This window comes from Verrucomicrobium spinosum DSM 4136 = JCM 18804 (assembly GCF_000172155.1).
Taxonomy (GTDB): domain Bacteria; phylum Verrucomicrobiota; class Verrucomicrobiia; order Verrucomicrobiales; family Verrucomicrobiaceae; genus Verrucomicrobium; species Verrucomicrobium spinosum.
Genome location: NZ_ABIZ01000001.1, coordinates 4,192,996 through 4,208,807 on the forward strand (window position 1 = coordinate 4,192,996; position 15,812 = coordinate 4,208,807).

Annotated in this window: 10 protein-coding genes; 6 read left to right on the top strand and 4 right to left on the bottom strand. The window is 62.8% G+C overall.

Annotated features, from left to right (window positions below):
- The first annotated feature begins 131 nt into the window (after positions 1-131).
- The 6 genes from VSP_RS16965 (at position 132) to VSP_RS17000 (ending at position 11,644) form a co-directional block, all read left to right on the top strand.
- On the top strand, positions 132-3,362 hold the full coding sequence (locus VSP_RS16965; protein ID WP_009962155.1) for an efflux RND transporter permease subunit: 3,231 nt from the start codon (positions 132-134) through the stop codon (positions 3,360-3,362).
- 24 nt (positions 3,363-3,386) lie between these two features.
- Positions 3,387-3,746: a hypothetical protein gene (locus tag VSP_RS16970; protein ID WP_009962156.1), complete on the top strand. Its 360-nt coding sequence runs from the start codon at positions 3,387-3,389 to the stop codon at positions 3,744-3,746.
- The gene (locus VSP_RS16975; protein WP_009962157.1) at positions 3,743-5,182 is read left to right on the top strand and encodes an efflux transporter outer membrane subunit; all 1,440 of its coding nucleotides are present in this window, start codon (positions 3,743-3,745) and stop codon (positions 5,180-5,182) included. Before VSP_RS16970 ends, VSP_RS16975 begins: the two co-directional genes overlap by 4 nt.
- 942 nt (positions 5,183-6,124) lie before the next feature.
- On the top strand, positions 6,125-9,301 hold the full coding sequence (locus tag VSP_RS16990) for a DUF1553 domain-containing protein (protein ID WP_063607736.1): 3,177 nt from the start codon (positions 6,125-6,127) through the stop codon (positions 9,299-9,301).
- Positions 9,302-9,401: 100 nt separating this feature from the next.
- Positions 9,402-10,868: a DUF1501 domain-containing protein gene (locus VSP_RS16995; protein ID WP_009962162.1), complete on the top strand. Its 1,467-nt coding sequence runs from the start codon at positions 9,402-9,404 to the stop codon at positions 10,866-10,868.
- 230 nt (positions 10,869-11,098) lie between these two features.
- A complete protein-coding gene (locus VSP_RS17000) occupies positions 11,099-11,644 on the top strand; it encodes an aspartyl/asparaginyl beta-hydroxylase domain-containing protein (RefSeq protein WP_009962163.1) in 546 nt (181 codons plus the stop codon).
- A 930-nt stretch (positions 11,645-12,574) separates the two neighbouring features.
- Here VSP_RS17000 and VSP_RS17015 read toward each other — a convergent pair.
- From VSP_RS17015 to VSP_RS39590, 4 genes are all read right to left on the bottom strand, one after another.
- On the bottom strand, positions 12,575-12,928 hold the full coding sequence (locus VSP_RS17015) for an EF-hand domain-containing protein (protein WP_009962166.1): 354 nt from the start codon (positions 12,926-12,928) through the stop codon (positions 12,575-12,577).
- Positions 12,929-13,132: 204 nt separating this feature from the next.
- A complete protein-coding gene (locus VSP_RS17020) occupies positions 13,133-14,533 on the bottom strand; it encodes an alkaline phosphatase family protein (RefSeq protein ID WP_009962167.1) in 1,401 nt (466 codons plus the stop codon).
- Positions 14,534-14,661: 128 nt separating this feature from the next.
- Positions 14,662-15,048 carry a DUF3307 domain-containing protein gene (locus tag VSP_RS17025; RefSeq protein WP_044134503.1) on the bottom strand — a complete coding sequence of 129 codons (387 nt, stop codon included), beginning with the start codon at positions 15,046-15,048 and terminating at the stop codon, positions 14,662-14,664.
- Between the two features lie 132 nt (positions 15,049-15,180).
- A complete protein-coding gene (locus VSP_RS39590) occupies positions 15,181-15,639 on the bottom strand; it encodes a Crp/Fnr family transcriptional regulator (RefSeq protein WP_009962170.1) in 459 nt (152 codons plus the stop codon).
- Positions 15,640-15,812: the final 173 nt, after the last annotated feature.

The following is a 15,812-nucleotide window of genomic DNA, read 5'->3' on the forward strand; positions in this document are numbered from 1 at the left end:
GCCCGCCCCCCTCGTTTCCTCGTTCTTCAGTCCTCAGTCCTGATTCCCGCCTTGGGGGGAGTTGACGCTCCCCCTTCCTCAACCTCCCGCATGCCCGGCGCGTTGCCCGGGTAGTTGTCTCACTCCCAGACATGAACTTTGCCAAATTCTTCATCGACCGGCCCATCTTCGCGGCCGTGCTCTCGATTCTGATCACCCTGGTGGGAGGCATCTCCCTCTTCACCCTCCCCATTGAGCAGTACCCGGAGGTGGCCCCGCCCACCGTGGTGGTGACCGCCTCCTACCCCGGTGCGAACCCCCAGGTGGTGTCTGAGACGGTGGCCAACCCCATTGAGCAGGAGATCAACGGGGTGGAAAACATGCTCTACATGTCCTCCGCCTGCACGGCAGACGGCGTGTGTACCATCACCGTGACCTTTAAGCTGGGCACAGACCTGGACATGGCCCAGGTGCAGGTGCAGAACCGCGTGTCCATCGCCACCGCGAAGCTGCCTGAGGAAGTGCGGCGTCTCGGCATCACGACCATCAAGCAGTCGCCCAACCTCGCCATGGTGGTGCACCTGCTCTCCCCCAATGACACCTATGACAGCCTGTACGTAGGAAACTACGCCTTCCTGAACGTGAAGGACCACCTGGCCCGTCTCCCCGGCGTAGGCTCCGTGCAGGTCTTCGGCGCGCGGGACTACGCCATGCGCATCTGGCTGGACCCGGACAAGATCTCCTCCCGCAGCATGACCCCCTCTGAGGTGGTCGCCGCCATCCGTGAGCAGAACGTGCAGGTGGCCGCCGGGGTGCTCGGGGCCCAGCCCGCCCCCGCTGGCACGCCGTACCAGCTCACCGTCACCACCCAGGGCCGCCTTACTGAGCCCTCCCAGTTTGAGAACATCATCGTCAAGCGCGGCGAGAACGGCCAGGTGACGCGGGTGAAAGACGTGGCCCGTGTGGAGCTGGCCGCCCGTGATTATAACCTCGACTCCTTTCTCAATGGCAAGCCAGCCGCCGCGCTCGTGCTCTTCCAGCTCCCCGGCTCCAATGCGCTGGAGACCCGCCAGGCCGTGGGTAAGAAGATGGACGAGCTCTCCTCCGCCTTCCCACCCGGGCTGAAGTACGACATCGTGTATGACACCACCATCTTCACGCAGAAGTCCATCGACGCCGTGGTACACACCTTTATCGAGGCCCTCCTGCTCGTGGTGCTCGTGGTCATCGTCTTCCTGCAGAACTGGCGCGCTTCCTTGATCCCGCTGCTCGCCGTGCCGGTCTCCATCGTGGGCACCTTCCTGGTGATGAAACTGTTCGGCTTCTCGCTGAACAACCTCACGCTCTTCGGCCTCGTGCTCGCCATCGGCATCGTCGTGGATGACGCCATCGTGGTGGTGGAGAACGTGGAACGCAACATGGCCCTCGGCCTCTCCCCGCTCCAGGCCGCCCGACGCGCCATGGAGGAGGTGAGCGGCCCGGTCGTCGCCGTGGCCGTGGTGCTCACCGCCGTGTTCGTCCCCACCGCCTTCATGACCGGTCTGACCGGCCAGTTCTACAAGCAGTTCGCGTTGACGATCGCCGTCTCCACCATCATCTCCGCGTTCAACTCCCTCACGCTCTCCCCCGCCCTCAGCGCCATCCTGCTGAAGCCCCACCACGCGAAGCCGGACTTCTTCCAGCGCCTGCTGAACTTCTTCTTCGGCTGGTTCTTCAAGCTCTTCAACTGGACCTTCGACAAGCTCACCGCCGCCTACTCCGGCGTGGTGAAAGGCACCTTGAGACTCGCTCTCGTCGCCCTGCTCCTCTACGGTGGCCTCCTCTACCTCACGGTGGATCTCTTCAACAAGGTGCCCACCGGCTTCGTGCCGCCTGCAGACAAGGGCTTCATCATCGCCTTCGCCCAGCTTCCAGACGGTGCCTCGCTGGAGCGTACTCGTGAGGTCACGCTGCGCATGGGCAGGATCGCCCGCAGCATCCCCGGCGTGGTGAACAGCGTGGAGTTCCCCGGCTTCAACCCGCTGGTCGGGGGGAACATGCCCAACTCCGGCGTGGCCTTCATCGGTCTGGAGGACTTCGAGAAACGCAAGGGCGATCCGTCCAAGAGCCTCGAGTCCATCCTGGGCCAGATGATGGGCCAGTTCGCCGGGATCGAGGAAGCACTCGCCCTTTGCTTCCCCTCCCCCTCCGTGGACGGCATCGGGATGGTCGGCGGCTTCAAGCTCCAGATCAAAGACAACCTCGCCCAGGGCAAGGACGCGCTCGCCGGGGCCGCCTTCAACATGATGTTCAAGGCCGCTGAAGTCCCCGGTCTGGCCGGGGTCTTCACCACCATCCGCCCGAATGTGCCCCAGGTGCACGTAGAGGTGGACCGTGTGAAGGCGAAGAGCATGGGCGTGCAGTTGAGCGATGTGTTCGACACCCTGCAGATCTGCCTGGGCTCCCTGTACGTGAATGACTTCAACCGCTTCGGTCGCGTGTATCAGGTGACGGCGCAGGCGGATGCCAAGTTCCGTCTCGTGCCGTCAGACATCACCCGGCTGAAAGTGCGCAATGACAAGGGCGGCATGGTCCCGCTCGGCACCCTGGTCAAGGTCTCAGAAGTCACCGGGCTGGATGTCGCCTCCCGCTTCAATACCGCCGCCAGTGCCGACCTCACCGGGAACGTCCTGCCAGGCACCTCTTCCGGGCAGGCCATCGCTGCGATTGAAAAGCTCGCCAAAGAGCAGCTCCCGCCGGGCTTCTCCATCGACTGGACGGAACTCACCCTGCAGGAGATCCTGGCTGGCAACGCCGCCGTGTACATCTTCCCGCTGTGCGTGATCTTCGTCTTCCTGGCACTGGCCGCCCAGTATGAAAGCTGGACCCTGCCACTGGCCATCATCCTCATCGTGCCCATGTGCATCCTCTCCGCGCTGCTGGGGATCACGTACCTGCCCTCCCTGTTTGCCATGTTGGGCCTGCCCCATCAGATGCTGGACAACAACATCTTCACCCAGATCGGGCTCGTGGTGTTGGTGGGCCTGGCGTCGAAAAACGCCATCCTCATCGTCGAGTTCGCCAAGCAGCTTGAGGATCAGGGCAAGCCGCTCTTTGAGGCCACGGTGGAGGCCGCCCGCCTCCGTCTGCGCCCCATCTTGATGACCAGCTTCGCCTTCATCCTCGGCGTGCTTCCGCTCGTGCTCTCACAGGGGGCCGGTGCAGAGATGCGCCGCACCCTGGGCACGGCCGTGTTTGCCGGCATGATCGGCGTCACCATCTTCGGCCTCATCCTCACCCCCGTCTTCTACCTCGTGATCCGGAAACTCACCGGCAGCAAGAAGAAGAAGGTGGTGGAGGCAGAACCTGCCCATCCGGTCAAGGAAGTTGTCGCCAGCCACTGACGAATCTGCTTATGGTGTGCGTGCATGCAATCGCTTTCCAAAGTCCAATGGTACGGACTGAGCTTCCTGGTGCTGCACACCATCATCATCGCCATGGTCTATGCGGGCACCAGCCGCGGCGGACCGTGGGAGATCAAGCTCATCCAGCAGTTTTTTGACTACCCGGTAGAGTCCCTCATCACCCGCCTTGCTGATCATGCCTCTGACAAAGTCCCCACCCTCACGCGATGGGACCACTATGAAAAATTTCATTATGCCAGCGCTGCGATTGTCGGCGGACTCGCGTATTACACGCTCGGCATCGCCATCGGATTCGTAATGACACTCGTCGCCCCCAAGACCCAAGAAGACCTCGACCTCGACTCCCAAGACACTCGCTCATGAACCTACGCCTCCACCCTGCCTGGCACATGCTTTCCTTGTGCCTGCTTTCAGCCTGCGCCGTCGGCCCCAACCCCAAGACTCCGGAAACACAGGTCGGAGCCCAGTTCGACAACAAGAACCAGGGCGGTTATGTCACCGCTCCCACCGTGGCCCAGTGGTGGCGTCGCTACAACGATCCCAAGCTCAACAGCCTGGTCGATCGTGCCATCGCCAGCAACCTGGACCTGAAGATTGCCGCCGCCCGTGTGGAAGAAGCCCGCGCCCTGCGTGCCGCCGTCCGCTACGACTACTTCCCCACCGTCACCTCCGCCGCCAGCTACACGAACCAGCGCCAGAGCAAGGCCGCCAGCTCCCCGGGACTGGACCGCACCTCTGAGCTGTATGACGCCGGTCTGGACGCCTCCTGGGAGCTCGACTTCTGGGGCCGCGTGCGCCGCAGCAACTGGGCCGCCAGGGCAGATGTGCGCGCCGCAGAAGCCGCCGTGGAAGACGGTCTCGTGCTCGTCACCGCAGAGGTCGCCAGCACCTACCTCGAACTCCGCGGCCTGCAGCACCAGCTTGCCGTACGCCGCCGCAACGCCGACAACCAGCAGCAGACGCTGAAGCTCACCGAGAGCCTCCTCCAAGGCGGCCGCGGCACCGAGCTCGACACCTCCCGTGCCCGTGCCCAACTGAACTCCACCCTCGCCGCGATCCCCCTCATTGAGGGTCTCATCGCGCAGGACATCCACCGCCTGAGCGTCCTCATCGGCACCACGCCGTCCACGCTCAAGCCGGAGCTCATCAAGCCCAGGCCGATCCCCACGCTGCCCAGCATCGTCCGCATTGGCAACCCCTCTGAGCTGCTCCGCCGCCGCCCAGACATCCGTGCCGTGGAGGCCGATCTCGAGGCCGCCACTCACCGGGTGGGAGTCGCCACCGCCGACCTCTTCCCCCGCGTGACCTTCAACGGCACCGCCTCTCTCCAGGCAGACAGCTTCAGCGGTCCCTGGTCTGGAGCCAACTCCTTCGGCCCCCGCATCTCGTGGGCAGCCTTCGACCTTGGTCGCGTGAAAGCGCAGATCAATGCCGCCAATGCCCGTGTGGATGCCCAGGTATCCACCTATTACAAGACGGTGCTCGGTGCGCTTGAGGAAACGGAAAACGCCCTGGTCACCTTCGGTCGCCAGCGCGCCCGCCGCAACTACCTCAGCGAATCCGCCACTGCCTCAGAGCAGGCCGCCAACCTCGCCCGCGAGCGCTATCAGAACGGTGTGGCTGACTTCCTGACCGTGCTCGACGCCGAGCGCGTGCTCCTGGAAGCCCAGAGCCTCCTGGCCGAAAGCCAGACCGCCACCGCCACCTCCCAGGTCGCCATCTACAAGGCCCTCGGCGGCGGTTGGGAAGGCATCGGTGCCTCCGGCAGAAACTCCGGCACCGGCGCTGCGCCCAAGTGATGCGATGAGTTAGATCTCATTCGATCACATCTTACCTTCAGCAACCCCCGACGACCGCAAGGCGTCGGGGGTTGTTGTTTTGGAGCGGAGTTGGCCTCACACGAAGGCACAAAGGCACCACTCTCGCGTTGCCTTCTCAACCAAAAGCAGCGCCCACCATACCCAATCACCCAAAAACCTCCGCGCCGTGGTTGGAGTACCGCCTTTAGGCGGCGCATTGAAAACGCCCCCACTGGTCATCCAGTCCACTAACGCGGAGCACGAGGATTCGCTCCGGCGACTGACCGCCTAAAGGCGGTACTCCAACCCTGCCGCGAACCCCTCCGATGGAATACGCAGGTCCAATCGCTCTCGCGTTGCCTTCTCAACCAAAAGCAGCGCCCAGCACATCCAACCACCCAAAAAGCCTCCGCACCGTGGTTGGAGTTCCGCCTTTAGGCGGCGCATTGAAAACGCCCCCACTGGTCATCCAGTCCACTAACGCGGAGCACGAGAATTCGCTCAGACGACTGAGCCGCCTAAAGGCGGTACTCCAACCCTGCTGCGAACCTTCCCCCTTGGATTTCGCTGCCCCCACCCCCTGATCCAGTCCAAGGAACTCCCACCCCCCCCGATCTCCCTCTTCGCGCCTTCGCGCCTTCGTGCCTTCGTGCCTTCGTGCCTTCGTGTGAGCAAAATCAAACCACCCACCCCGCCCTTCAATTCCGCATTCCCCCTTTTACATTCCCCTTTCCGCCTTCCCCCTTCCCCAGAGCAACATCCTCCAGCCCTCGCGCCCCTTCCGCACATTCCTTTTCCACGTTCTTGGACATTTTTGGTCTCAATTTCCCGTACTGGACACATTCAAGATGATGACTCTGTGAAACCAGGACAGCCCATCACCCGCTCGGGGTGATTGCCAATCCCTTCACAGAGAAAGAGTTTCGCCCCTTTCCGACGATCATGCTGCGTACTCACACCGCCCTGTTGCTAGCCGGAGCCGCCCTCGGTTCCCAGCTCTCCGCTGCCACCTTCCCTCCGGTCAAGGTGGAGTTCAACCGGGACATCCGGCCGCTCCTCGCCGACGCCTGTTTCCACTGCCATGGGCCCGACCCCGGCACGCGCAAGGCGGGACTTCGCCTGGATACCGAGGCCGGCTTCTTCACTCCCTCCGAGCCAGGGGCCAGCCCCACCATCGTCAAGAACGACCCGGAAAAGAGCCCGCTCTACCAGCGCCTCATCACCACGGACACGGATGACGTCATGCCGCCGCCGGAGTCGCACAAGACGCTGAAGCCGGAGCAGATCGCCCTCGTCCGCCAGTGGATCGCAGAAGGTGCCCCCTGGCAGCCGCACTGGGCCTTCATCACCCCCAGCCTGCCCGCCCAGCCGGAGGTGCAGCAGAAGGCCTGGGTGCGCAATCCCATCGACACATTCGTGCTCGCCGCCCTGGAGAAAAAAGGCCTCACCCCCGCCCCGGAAGCAGACCGCCATACGCTGGCCCGCCGCGCCGCGTTGGACATCACCGGCCTGCCGCCCGAGCCCGCCGAGCTGGAAGCCTTTCTCAAAGACACGGCCCCGGATGCCTATGAGCAGTACGTGGACCGGCTCATGAAGTCCGAGCGGTACGGCGAGCACCGCGCCCGCTACTGGCTGGATGCCGCCCGCTATGCCGACACGCACGGCCTGCACTTCGACAAGTACCGCGAGATGTGGCCCTACCGGGACTGGGTGGTTCAAGCCTTTAACCGCAACCAGCCCTTCGACCAGTTCACCGTGGAGCAGCTCGCAGGCGACCTCCTGCCCCATCCCACGGAGAGCCAGCTCATCGCCACCGGCCTGCAGCGCTGCAACATCACCACCAACGAAGGCGGCACCATCGATGAGGAAAACCTCGCCAACTACGCCGCCGACCGCGTGCAGACGCTGGGCTGGATCTACATGGGCCTCACCGCCAACTGCAGCCAGTGCCATGACCACAAGTTCGATCCGATAACTCAGAAGGACTACTACGCCCTCGCCGCGTTCTTCCGCAACACCACGCAGGGCCCCAAGGACGGCAACATCAAGGACAGCGGCCCCATCCTCGTGCTGCCAGAGGCCAAGGACCGCCCGCGCTGGGACGTCCTGCCCCAGGAGATCGCCAGCGCCACCATCAAGCGAGACTCCCGCAAGATCGCGGCCAAGCCTGAATTCAACACCTGGCTGGCCTCTGCAAAACCAGAGTCGCTCGACGCCGACATCCCGGCAGAGGGCCTCATCGCCCATGTCCCGCTCAATGAAGGCGTTGGCAGCGAGGTCACTGGCATCTGCGGAGCCTCCACCAAGTTCCGCGCCACCGGCGAAGTGTCCTGGCGTCCCGATGGCAAGATCGGCCCCGCTCCGGTGATGAAGCTCGGGGGCACCTTCGACCTCGGCCCAGAAGGCGACTTCGAGAAGACAGACGGCTTCAGCTACGGCGGCTGGATCCGCGCCGACCGCGCCGGGGTCTATGGCGGCATCATTGCCAAGATGGATGAGAAGGACGCCTACAAGGGCTGGGATCTCTTCCAGGCAGACCGCAACCTCGCCGTCCACATCGTGAGCAAGTGGCCCAATGACGCGCTGAAAGTCTCCACGAAGAAGCCCGTGCTCAAGCCCGGCCAGTGGCAGCACGTCATGGTCACCTATGATGGCAGCAGCAAGCCCGGCGGCGTGAAGATCTACATTGATGGCGTCATTGAGCCCGTCAAGACAGACACCGACGGTCTGCAGGGCAGCATCCGTACCGCCACCAACCTCCGGGTGGGCCAGCGCAGCGGGAACCAGGTCTTTGACGGCGGCAGCCTCCAGGACGTGCGCGTGTACAAGCGCACCCTCACCGTGCAGGAGGTGCAAGCCCTGCACAGCACTGGGCCCCTTCGCGCCACCCTGGCCGCCACCGCGACCAAACGCACCCCGGCCCAGCAGAACGCCCTGTACGACTACTACCTGAACACGCGTGATGCGGAGTACAAGCTTGCCTCCACCACCCTCCAGAAGCTGGATGCGGAGCGCACCGCCATCCGCGGACGCAGCGCCGTCACGCACATTCAGGAGGAGAAGAAGAACAGCCCCGCCATGGCCAACATCCTCATGCGCGGCCAGTACGATCAAGTGGGCGCGCCCGTCGAGGCCGCCGTCCCGGTCGCTCTTGGCAAGCTGGGAGAGAACTCCCCCAAGAACCGGCTCGGCCTCGCCGAATGGTTGGTTCGCGCCGACAACCCACTCACCGCCCGTGTCACGGTGAACCGCTTCTGGCAGGAGCTCTTTGGCCAGGGCCTGGTGAAGACACCCGATGACTTCGGCATCATGGGCGCCGCCCCCACCCACCCGGAACTGCTCGACTGGCTGGCCGTCGATTTCCGCGAGCACGGCTGGGATGTGAAACGCTTCTATCGCCAGATGCTCACCTCCTCGACCTATCGCCAGGCCGCGCTCACCACACCGGAAAAGCTGGAGAAAGATCGCGACAACGCCCTGCTCTCCCGCGGCCCCCGCTTCCGCATGGATGCTGAGATGGTCCGTGACTACGCCCTCGCCGCCAGCAGCACCCTCTCACCCCGCATGGGCGGCCCCGGCACCAAGCCGTATCAGCCGGAAAACATCTGGGAAGTCGTCGGCCTCGGCACAGAGAAATACTCCCAGGATAAAGGAGAGAACCTCTACCGCCGTACGATCTACAACTTCTGGAAGCGCATGGCCCCCTCTCCCAACATGGAGACCTTCAACGCGCCCAACCGCGAAGTGAGCTGCGTGCGCCGCGACCGCACGAACACCCCGCTCCAGGCGCTCGTCACGCTCAACGATCCGCAGTTCGTCGAAGCCGCCCGCAGCCTCGCCCAGCACACGCTCGCCACCACGGGCACCGATCGCGATGCCGCCCTGCGCTACATCTCCACCCGCCTCCTCAGCCGCGAACTCCGGCCCGAGGAATCCGCCATCGTCATCGCCAGCCTGGAGGACCTCACCGCCCACTACAAAGCCAACCCTGCCGATGCCAAAGCCCTCCTCGAAGTCGGCGAATCCAAACCGGACCCCGCCCTCGACCCCACTGCCCTCGCCGCCTGGACCATGCTCTGCAACCAGATGATGAACCTTGATGAGGTGCTGAATAAGTAGCCAGTAAAAAGTTAAGAGTAAAAAGTGAAAAGTTGTTCCGCGAACTCATCCCTCTCTTAGCTTTTCCCTTCTCCCTCATCCCTTTTCCCTCTTTCATCCTATGTCCCTTCTCGCAGACCACAACCTCTTCGAAACCCGCCGCCAGTTCTTCGCTCGAGGAAAGAACGCCCTGGGCTACGCGGCTCTGACCAGCCTGCTGGGTGAAGGTCTGGCGCGGCAGGCGGCGGCCAGCAGCTCCGGGGCAGCCAGCGGGCTGGGGCCGCACTTCGCGCCCAAGGCCAAGCGCGTGATCTATCTCCACATGGTGGGAGGGCCCTCCCAGATGGACCTCTTCGACTACAAGCCGGGCATGAAGGAGTGGTATGACAAGGATCTGCCCGCCAGCATTCGCAATGGGCAGCGTCTCACCACCATGACCAGCGGTCAGGCCCGCTTCCCCATTGCCCCGTCCAAGTACGAGTTCTCCCAAGTGGGACAGTGCGGCATGTGGCTGAACACGGAGCTGCTGCCCCACCTTGGCACCTGCGCGGATGACATCTGCTGGATGCGCAGCCTCCACACGGAGGCCATCAACCACGAGCCCGCCATCACCGCCATGCAGACTGGCAACCAGATCACAGGGCGCCCCTGCCTCGGCTCTTGGGCTTCTTACGGCCTGGGTAGCATGAACCAGAACCTGCCCTCCTTCGTCGTGATGGTCGCCACCCCGACCAATCGCGAGCAGGAGCAGGCCATCTCCTCCCGGCTCTGGTCCAGCGGCTTCCTCCCTGGGGAGCACGCAGGCGTCTCCTTCCGCAGCAAGGGCGATCCCATTCTCTTCATCAACAACCCGCCCGGGGTGCCTTCGTCTGTCCGGCGTCGCACGCTGGACGGCCTGAATGCGCTGAACGAGCTCAACTACAACCTCGTAGGGGATCCAGAGACGCACACCCGCATCAAGCAGTATGAAATGGCCTTCCGCATGCAGGCCAGCGTGCCCGAGCTCACCGACATCAGCAAGGAGCCTGAGCACATCTACAAGCTCTATGGAGAAGAGGCCCGCAAGCCCGGAACCTTTGCCAACAGCGTCCTCATGGCGCGCCGCCTTGCCGAGCGCGGCGTGCGCTTCGTCCAGATCTACCACAACAACTGGGATCACCACTCCAACGTAAACGGCCGCATGCCCGCCCAGTGCAAGGACGTTGACCAGCCCTGCGCCGCCCTCATCCGCGATCTCAAGCAGCGCGGCATGTTCGATGACACCCTCATCATCTGGGGCGGCGAGTTCGGCCGCACCATCTACAGCCAGGGCGGTCTCACCAAGACCAACTACGGTCGCGACCATCATCCCCGCTGCTTCAGCATGTGGATGGCCGGGGGCGGTGCCGCAGGTGGCCACATTCACGGGGAGACAGACGAGTTCAGCTACAACATCGTCAAGGATCCGCTCCACATCCGCGACTTCCACGCCACCATCCTGAACCTCCTGGGCTACAACCACGACCGGTTCACCTTCAAGTTTCAGGGTCTCGACTCCAAGCTTACCGGTGTAGAGCCCGCTCGTGTGGTGAAGCAGTTGATCGCCTGACCCGGAGAGGTGCCCGCCTCAGTTCGAAGCTGATCCCCAGCGGGGATCTCTAGCACAGCCCAACGTTGGACGAGCCCTAAGCGAGTCAACGTTGGGTAACGTCAGAGAAGCTTTCAACGCTGAAAGCGTTGTGTAGATGCTCCGTCTCCTGAGTCGGCACCTTGGCAGGACAGAACTTCAGCAGAGATTTCGGTGCCACCACACCGGGAGTCTGATACACTCATACTCCCATGTTCCAGCACCCTGAGGACTATGAGTACGTGAGCCTGCTGGAGGCGCACTGGCAGGCCGTTCAGGCAGAAGCCTTGCAACTCGACCTCGACCACTTCACGAGCTGGCCAGAGAAATTCCTCTACGACTCCGGTTGGCGCGTCTTCGGCCTCTATGGCTTTGGCCGCAAGCTGGAGCGCAACTGTGAACTCTGCCCAGAAACCACCGCCCTCATCGAGCAGATCGACGGCCTCGTCACCGCAGGCTTCTCCAGGCTCGAACCCCGCACCCACATCCGCGCCCATTGCGGCTACACCAACCAGGTGCTCCGCTGCCATCTCCCCCTTAAAGTACCCGCTCTGGGCAGGTGCGAACTGCGCGTGGGTCACGACATCCGTTCCTGGCAACCCGGGCGTTGTCTGGTCTTCGACGACACCACTGAGCACGAAGCCTGGAACGACACCGAAGAAGACCGGATCATCCTGCTGATGGACGTGAAACGCGATCCCAAGTCCGGAGATGTGACCGTGCCCGAAGGTTTGCTGGAGCAGTTTAAGCTGAGTTAGGCGGGGTGAGGTGAACTGAAAATCCTCACACAAAGGCACGAAGGCACAAAGGGTTCAATGATCTGCGCGTGCGGGCGTTGCAGGCCGCCCTCCGACATCGAAGGCTCTGATACCCCCAACCTACGCGTCACCGCTTTCGCTCCCGATGTGAGCTCCTCACCCCCATTCCAACCCGACCACAAAGGCCGCACCTTCTACAGCATCCTCCGGGGGCGTAGTCCGGTTGTCCCAACCGGCTGGAGAGCGGAGTGATCGATAGGGCATAATCAGGAAACTACCCAACTCCCCTGCGCATCAGTCGCGCCACCCACAGCAGCCAATACCGATCCCGCATGCGGGACTCTGCACTACATTAAGCAGCCAACCGCACCCCTCCCCATGCCGAAGGCATCCCAGAAGGTATCCAGGGGCCGGGCGAGTCTCACGAGCCCATGCCCCTGGACCACTCAAAAAAGAAACTCCATCCTGAAGGGATGGAAGGGACGTCCGCCTCCGCTCACCTGCTCCGGTTCGAACTCGTCACAGAGCTTCCGAAAGCGGCGATTCTCGCGCGCACTCCCAAAGATGCTTCGCATCCAGGTGTTGTTTCCAAGATCGCTTTAAATTCTTCCCTCCGCCCTCCGACATCGAAAGCCCCACGCACAGCCGAGCCACCCATCACCGCCCTCCACCTGAGCGCGCAGCGCTTTTGGGACTGCGGTGAGCATCACCGCTTTCGCGCCCCTTGTGATCTCCTTACACTCTCCCGCTCTCAGCAGCGCCCACTGCCCCCAAGCCTGCAGCCCGGGGAGCGCCCGCATCCTGCGGGCTGTTCTCGGCATCTTGCCGAGAACGTCGGCCGCTCACGCCCTTCACTCCGCCTGATGCCGATACCGATGCCCGTGCCGATTACCAATCTGCGCCACTCACCTCTCACCTCTCACCCGCCACCTACACCGCACTCTTCCCCTTCTTCCCACTCCCGTCTCCCTTCCCTTTCCCCACCGGGCGGTTCGTCCATTCCTCCTTGCTCAGCTTCCCGTCGTGGTCCTTGTCCCAGCGGGCAAACCGCTTCTCCGCTTTGGCCTCGTTCTTCTTGGCGAACTTCGTCACCTTGAATTCATCCTTGGTCACGAAGCCGTCGTTGTTTCCATCCAGCTTCCCGAACCGCTTTTCCATCCTGCTCTTCACCGCAGCGGGATCCTTCTTGTCGGCCTTGGAATGGGCATCGGCCGTCGCAGTCGGGCTGGCCTGGGCGAGCACGGCGGTCAAAGCCACCGCGGCATAAGTAAGCATCGTTTTCATAGAGTCAGAGTACTTGGGAGTTTGGACAATACTGGTGCGCCTCAACTGGATCTCCCAAAAGAAGCCCAGCGACCGCATCCTTCTCCCTTAGTCGTTCCCGACCGCCCCCTTATTCACCCCCATTTCCTCCGCTCTACCAGATGCCGATCAGCCCCGCGCCCCTCCCCCCGTTCCCTTGCCCCTTATCCCTCTTCCCTTGCCCTCCTACACTCCCACCGCCCCATACCCACTGCCTCGGGAGCAGTGCTCAAACAAATGCCCCGCCACCTCGTGCGCGGCGACGCTGCTGGAGCGCGGCAGTTTGGGCAGGTCTCCGATCAGCACCGGCCAGTCCTGGGGATCTTCCGGCACGCGACCGTGCGAACCCTTCACCAGCGTCGCATCCAGCGGGATCACGTCGAAAAGCGTGCGCATCCTCAGCGACTTGAGCGCCAGCTTCGAGCCCAGCTTCAGCTTCGGGAACTTGATCGCCGGATCGAGGAACAACTCGACCGGGTCATAGCCGCACTTGCGATGAATGTCCACGCACCGGGCGAAGTCCGGCGCGAGCTTGTCGTCCATCCAGTAGTAGTAGGTGAACCAGCTCCGGAAATCCGCCACCGCCACGAGATCACCGCTGCGCTCGTGGTCCAGCCCTGCAAAGAACTTCTCCTGCTTGCCCAACACCTGCTGCACTCCGGTGGTGCCCTCCAGAAGCGTCCGCACCTCTGAGATCATCGCGGGGTCATTCACATAGATATGCGCGAGCTGGTGGTCCGCGATCGCAAACACCTTGCTGCCCCCCAGATCCAGCGTCTCCGTGCCCAACTCGTCCTTGATGGAAAGCCAGCCCTTCTCGCGAAACACCCGGTTCAGATGCACGGGCCGCTCCACATCCGTGATGCCGTACTCGGAGAGCAGCAGCACCTTGATGTTGCGCTGTTCATAGAACCGGATCAGCCCCCCCACCACATCATCAATCTCGTGCAGGGCCTTCGTGATCTTGGTCATGTCCAGCCCGTAGCGCTGCAGGTCATAGTCCAGGTGCGGCAGATACACCAGGGAAAGGCTCGGCCAGCATTTCTCCTCCACCCACTTCGCCGACTCGGCAATCCAGGCCGTGCTGCGGATGCTGGAGGCCGGGCCCCAGAAATGCGGGAAGGGAAACGCCCCCAGGTCCTTCTTGATCCGGTCCCGCATGCCCATCGGTTGCGTATGGATGTCGAAGACCTTCCGACCGTCCGCCGGATAGAGCGGCCGCGGTGTGATCGAGTAGTCTGCCGTGGAGTACATGTTGTACCACCAGAAGAGCTTGGCACAGGTGAACTCCGGGTCCACCCGGCGCAGGGAGTCCCAGAGCTTCTCCCCTGCCACCAGGCGGTTGCTCTGTTTCCAAAACCGGTGCTCCGCGTACTCGCGGTCATACCACCCGTTCGCCACCACCCCGTGATCGCGGGGCAGTCGCCCAGTGAGGTAGGTGCTCTGGGCGGTGCACGTCACCGCAGGCAGAGTAGGCTGTACCCGGGCGATCCGGTTGCGCTCCATAAAGGCCCGGATCTCCGGGGTGGCATCACAGATCAGACGCGGGGTGAGACCGACAACGTTGAGAATGGCCGTGCGCTGCATGTGTGATAGGGAGGACCGCCAGGAGCCACAGGCGGCAGATGAACGGGAAACTTCAAACCTCCCGGGCGAGAGTGCAAGCGATCATGCACGAGCCCAACCGCTGGGAGCCCGATTTTCCCCTCACCCCCCTACTTCACCCAGCCCACCAGCAGCACCGCCACATACCCCAACTTGCAAACCGCATGCAGAGCCTGATCCGTATGAAAGTTGATCTTCCGCTCACACTTGGCGGCATCCAGCGCGAAGTGCAGAACCAGCTCTGCTGCGGCAAATACCACCCGCCCGGTAATCAGCCACACGAAGCCCGCGTGAATGAGGCAGTGCGCCAGCAGGCAATGGATCCACAACCCCGCTGGCTGCGGTTGCCCTCCGGTGGCACGGAAATGCCGGCTCTTGTGCAGCGCCAAATACTCCCCCTGGAGGGGATAGTCCGCCAGCGCATGTCCTACGAGGAGAGCGAAGAACAGATTCAAACCCCCGCCCAACGTGGCGGGAGACTGCGCAAGATCCAGCATGAGCCCATTCATTTCACCGGCAGCATTTCCTGGCAACCACAATCTCCATCCGTCCCTCACGGAGAACTAGATTAAAAAAGAGGCGGACAAACTGCCCGCCTCCGCAAATCAACTGATGACGGAGGGCACCGCCTAGATCTGGCTCATCATGGAGACCTTTTCGTTGGTCTCACGCAGGCGGCGGCTCAGCGTGCTGGCAATGCCGATCAGCAGGTGGGAGGCTGGCAGCGGGCTCACGTTCATGAAGTCCTCCAGGCTCTGGCGGTCGATCCGCCACACCTGGGAGAATTCGATGGCGGTCACCGTGGCGCTGGCCAGACCGGGGTGGAAGATGTTGATCTCCCCGATCGTCTCACCGACGCCGATGCGACCCAGCAGCACCTGTCGGCCGGAGCGCACCGTGGAGGCGTGCAGGGTGCCACCGATCACAAAATAGAGGGAGTTCTGCTGGCGGCCCTCTTCAATGAGGATCTGGCGCTCATGCACCGGAAGAAACTCCCCATAGCTGCTGAGAAGGAGGCGATCATCATCGCCCAAGGGTTCAATAATGCCTTTTGCGGGGAGTTCGGGACGGGAAAAATCGGTGCTCATGGTGTTGGAATTGAATGAAAACCGGCGGTATTTTTGCAGTGGAAGTTCCAGACAGGCAAGAAAAGAAAAGATTTGGTTCTGCTGAAATACCGCCCCCTGCGGAAGAGTAGGTATTTTCCGGCCATTTCAGCGCCGGTCTCCGGCAGATGTCTGATTATCCAGCGACTTTGGTG

Excerpts from the sequence above, each read along its gene's own strand:
- VSP_RS17020 (WP_009962167.1), bottom strand. The coding sequence starts at position 14,533 with ATGCAGCGCACGGCCATTCTCAACGTTGTCGGTCTCACCCCGCGTCTG.
- VSP_RS16990 (WP_063607736.1), top strand. The coding sequence starts at position 6,125 with ATGCTGCGTACTCACACCGCCCTGTTGCTAGCCGGAGCCGCCCTCGGT.
- VSP_RS16970 (WP_009962156.1), top strand. The coding sequence starts at position 3,387 with ATGCAATCGCTTTCCAAAGTCCAATGGTACGGACTGAGCTTCCTGGTG.
- VSP_RS17025 (WP_044134503.1), bottom strand. The coding sequence starts at position 15,048 with ATGCTGGATCTTGCGCAGTCTCCCGCCACGTTGGGCGGGGGTTTGAAT.
- VSP_RS17015 (WP_009962166.1), bottom strand. The coding sequence starts at position 12,928 with ATGAAAACGATGCTTACTTATGCCGCGGTGGCTTTGACCGCCGTGCTC.
- VSP_RS39590 (WP_009962170.1), bottom strand. The coding sequence starts at position 15,639 with ATGAGCACCGATTTTTCCCGTCCCGAACTCCCCGCAAAAGGCATTATT.
- VSP_RS16975 (WP_009962157.1), top strand. The coding sequence starts at position 3,743 with ATGAACCTACGCCTCCACCCTGCCTGGCACATGCTTTCCTTGTGCCTG.
- VSP_RS17000 (WP_009962163.1), top strand. The coding sequence starts at position 11,099 with ATGTTCCAGCACCCTGAGGACTATGAGTACGTGAGCCTGCTGGAGGCG.
- VSP_RS16965 (WP_009962155.1), top strand. The coding sequence starts at position 132 with ATGAACTTTGCCAAATTCTTCATCGACCGGCCCATCTTCGCGGCCGTG.
- VSP_RS16995 (WP_009962162.1), top strand. The coding sequence starts at position 9,402 with ATGTCCCTTCTCGCAGACCACAACCTCTTCGAAACCCGCCGCCAGTTC.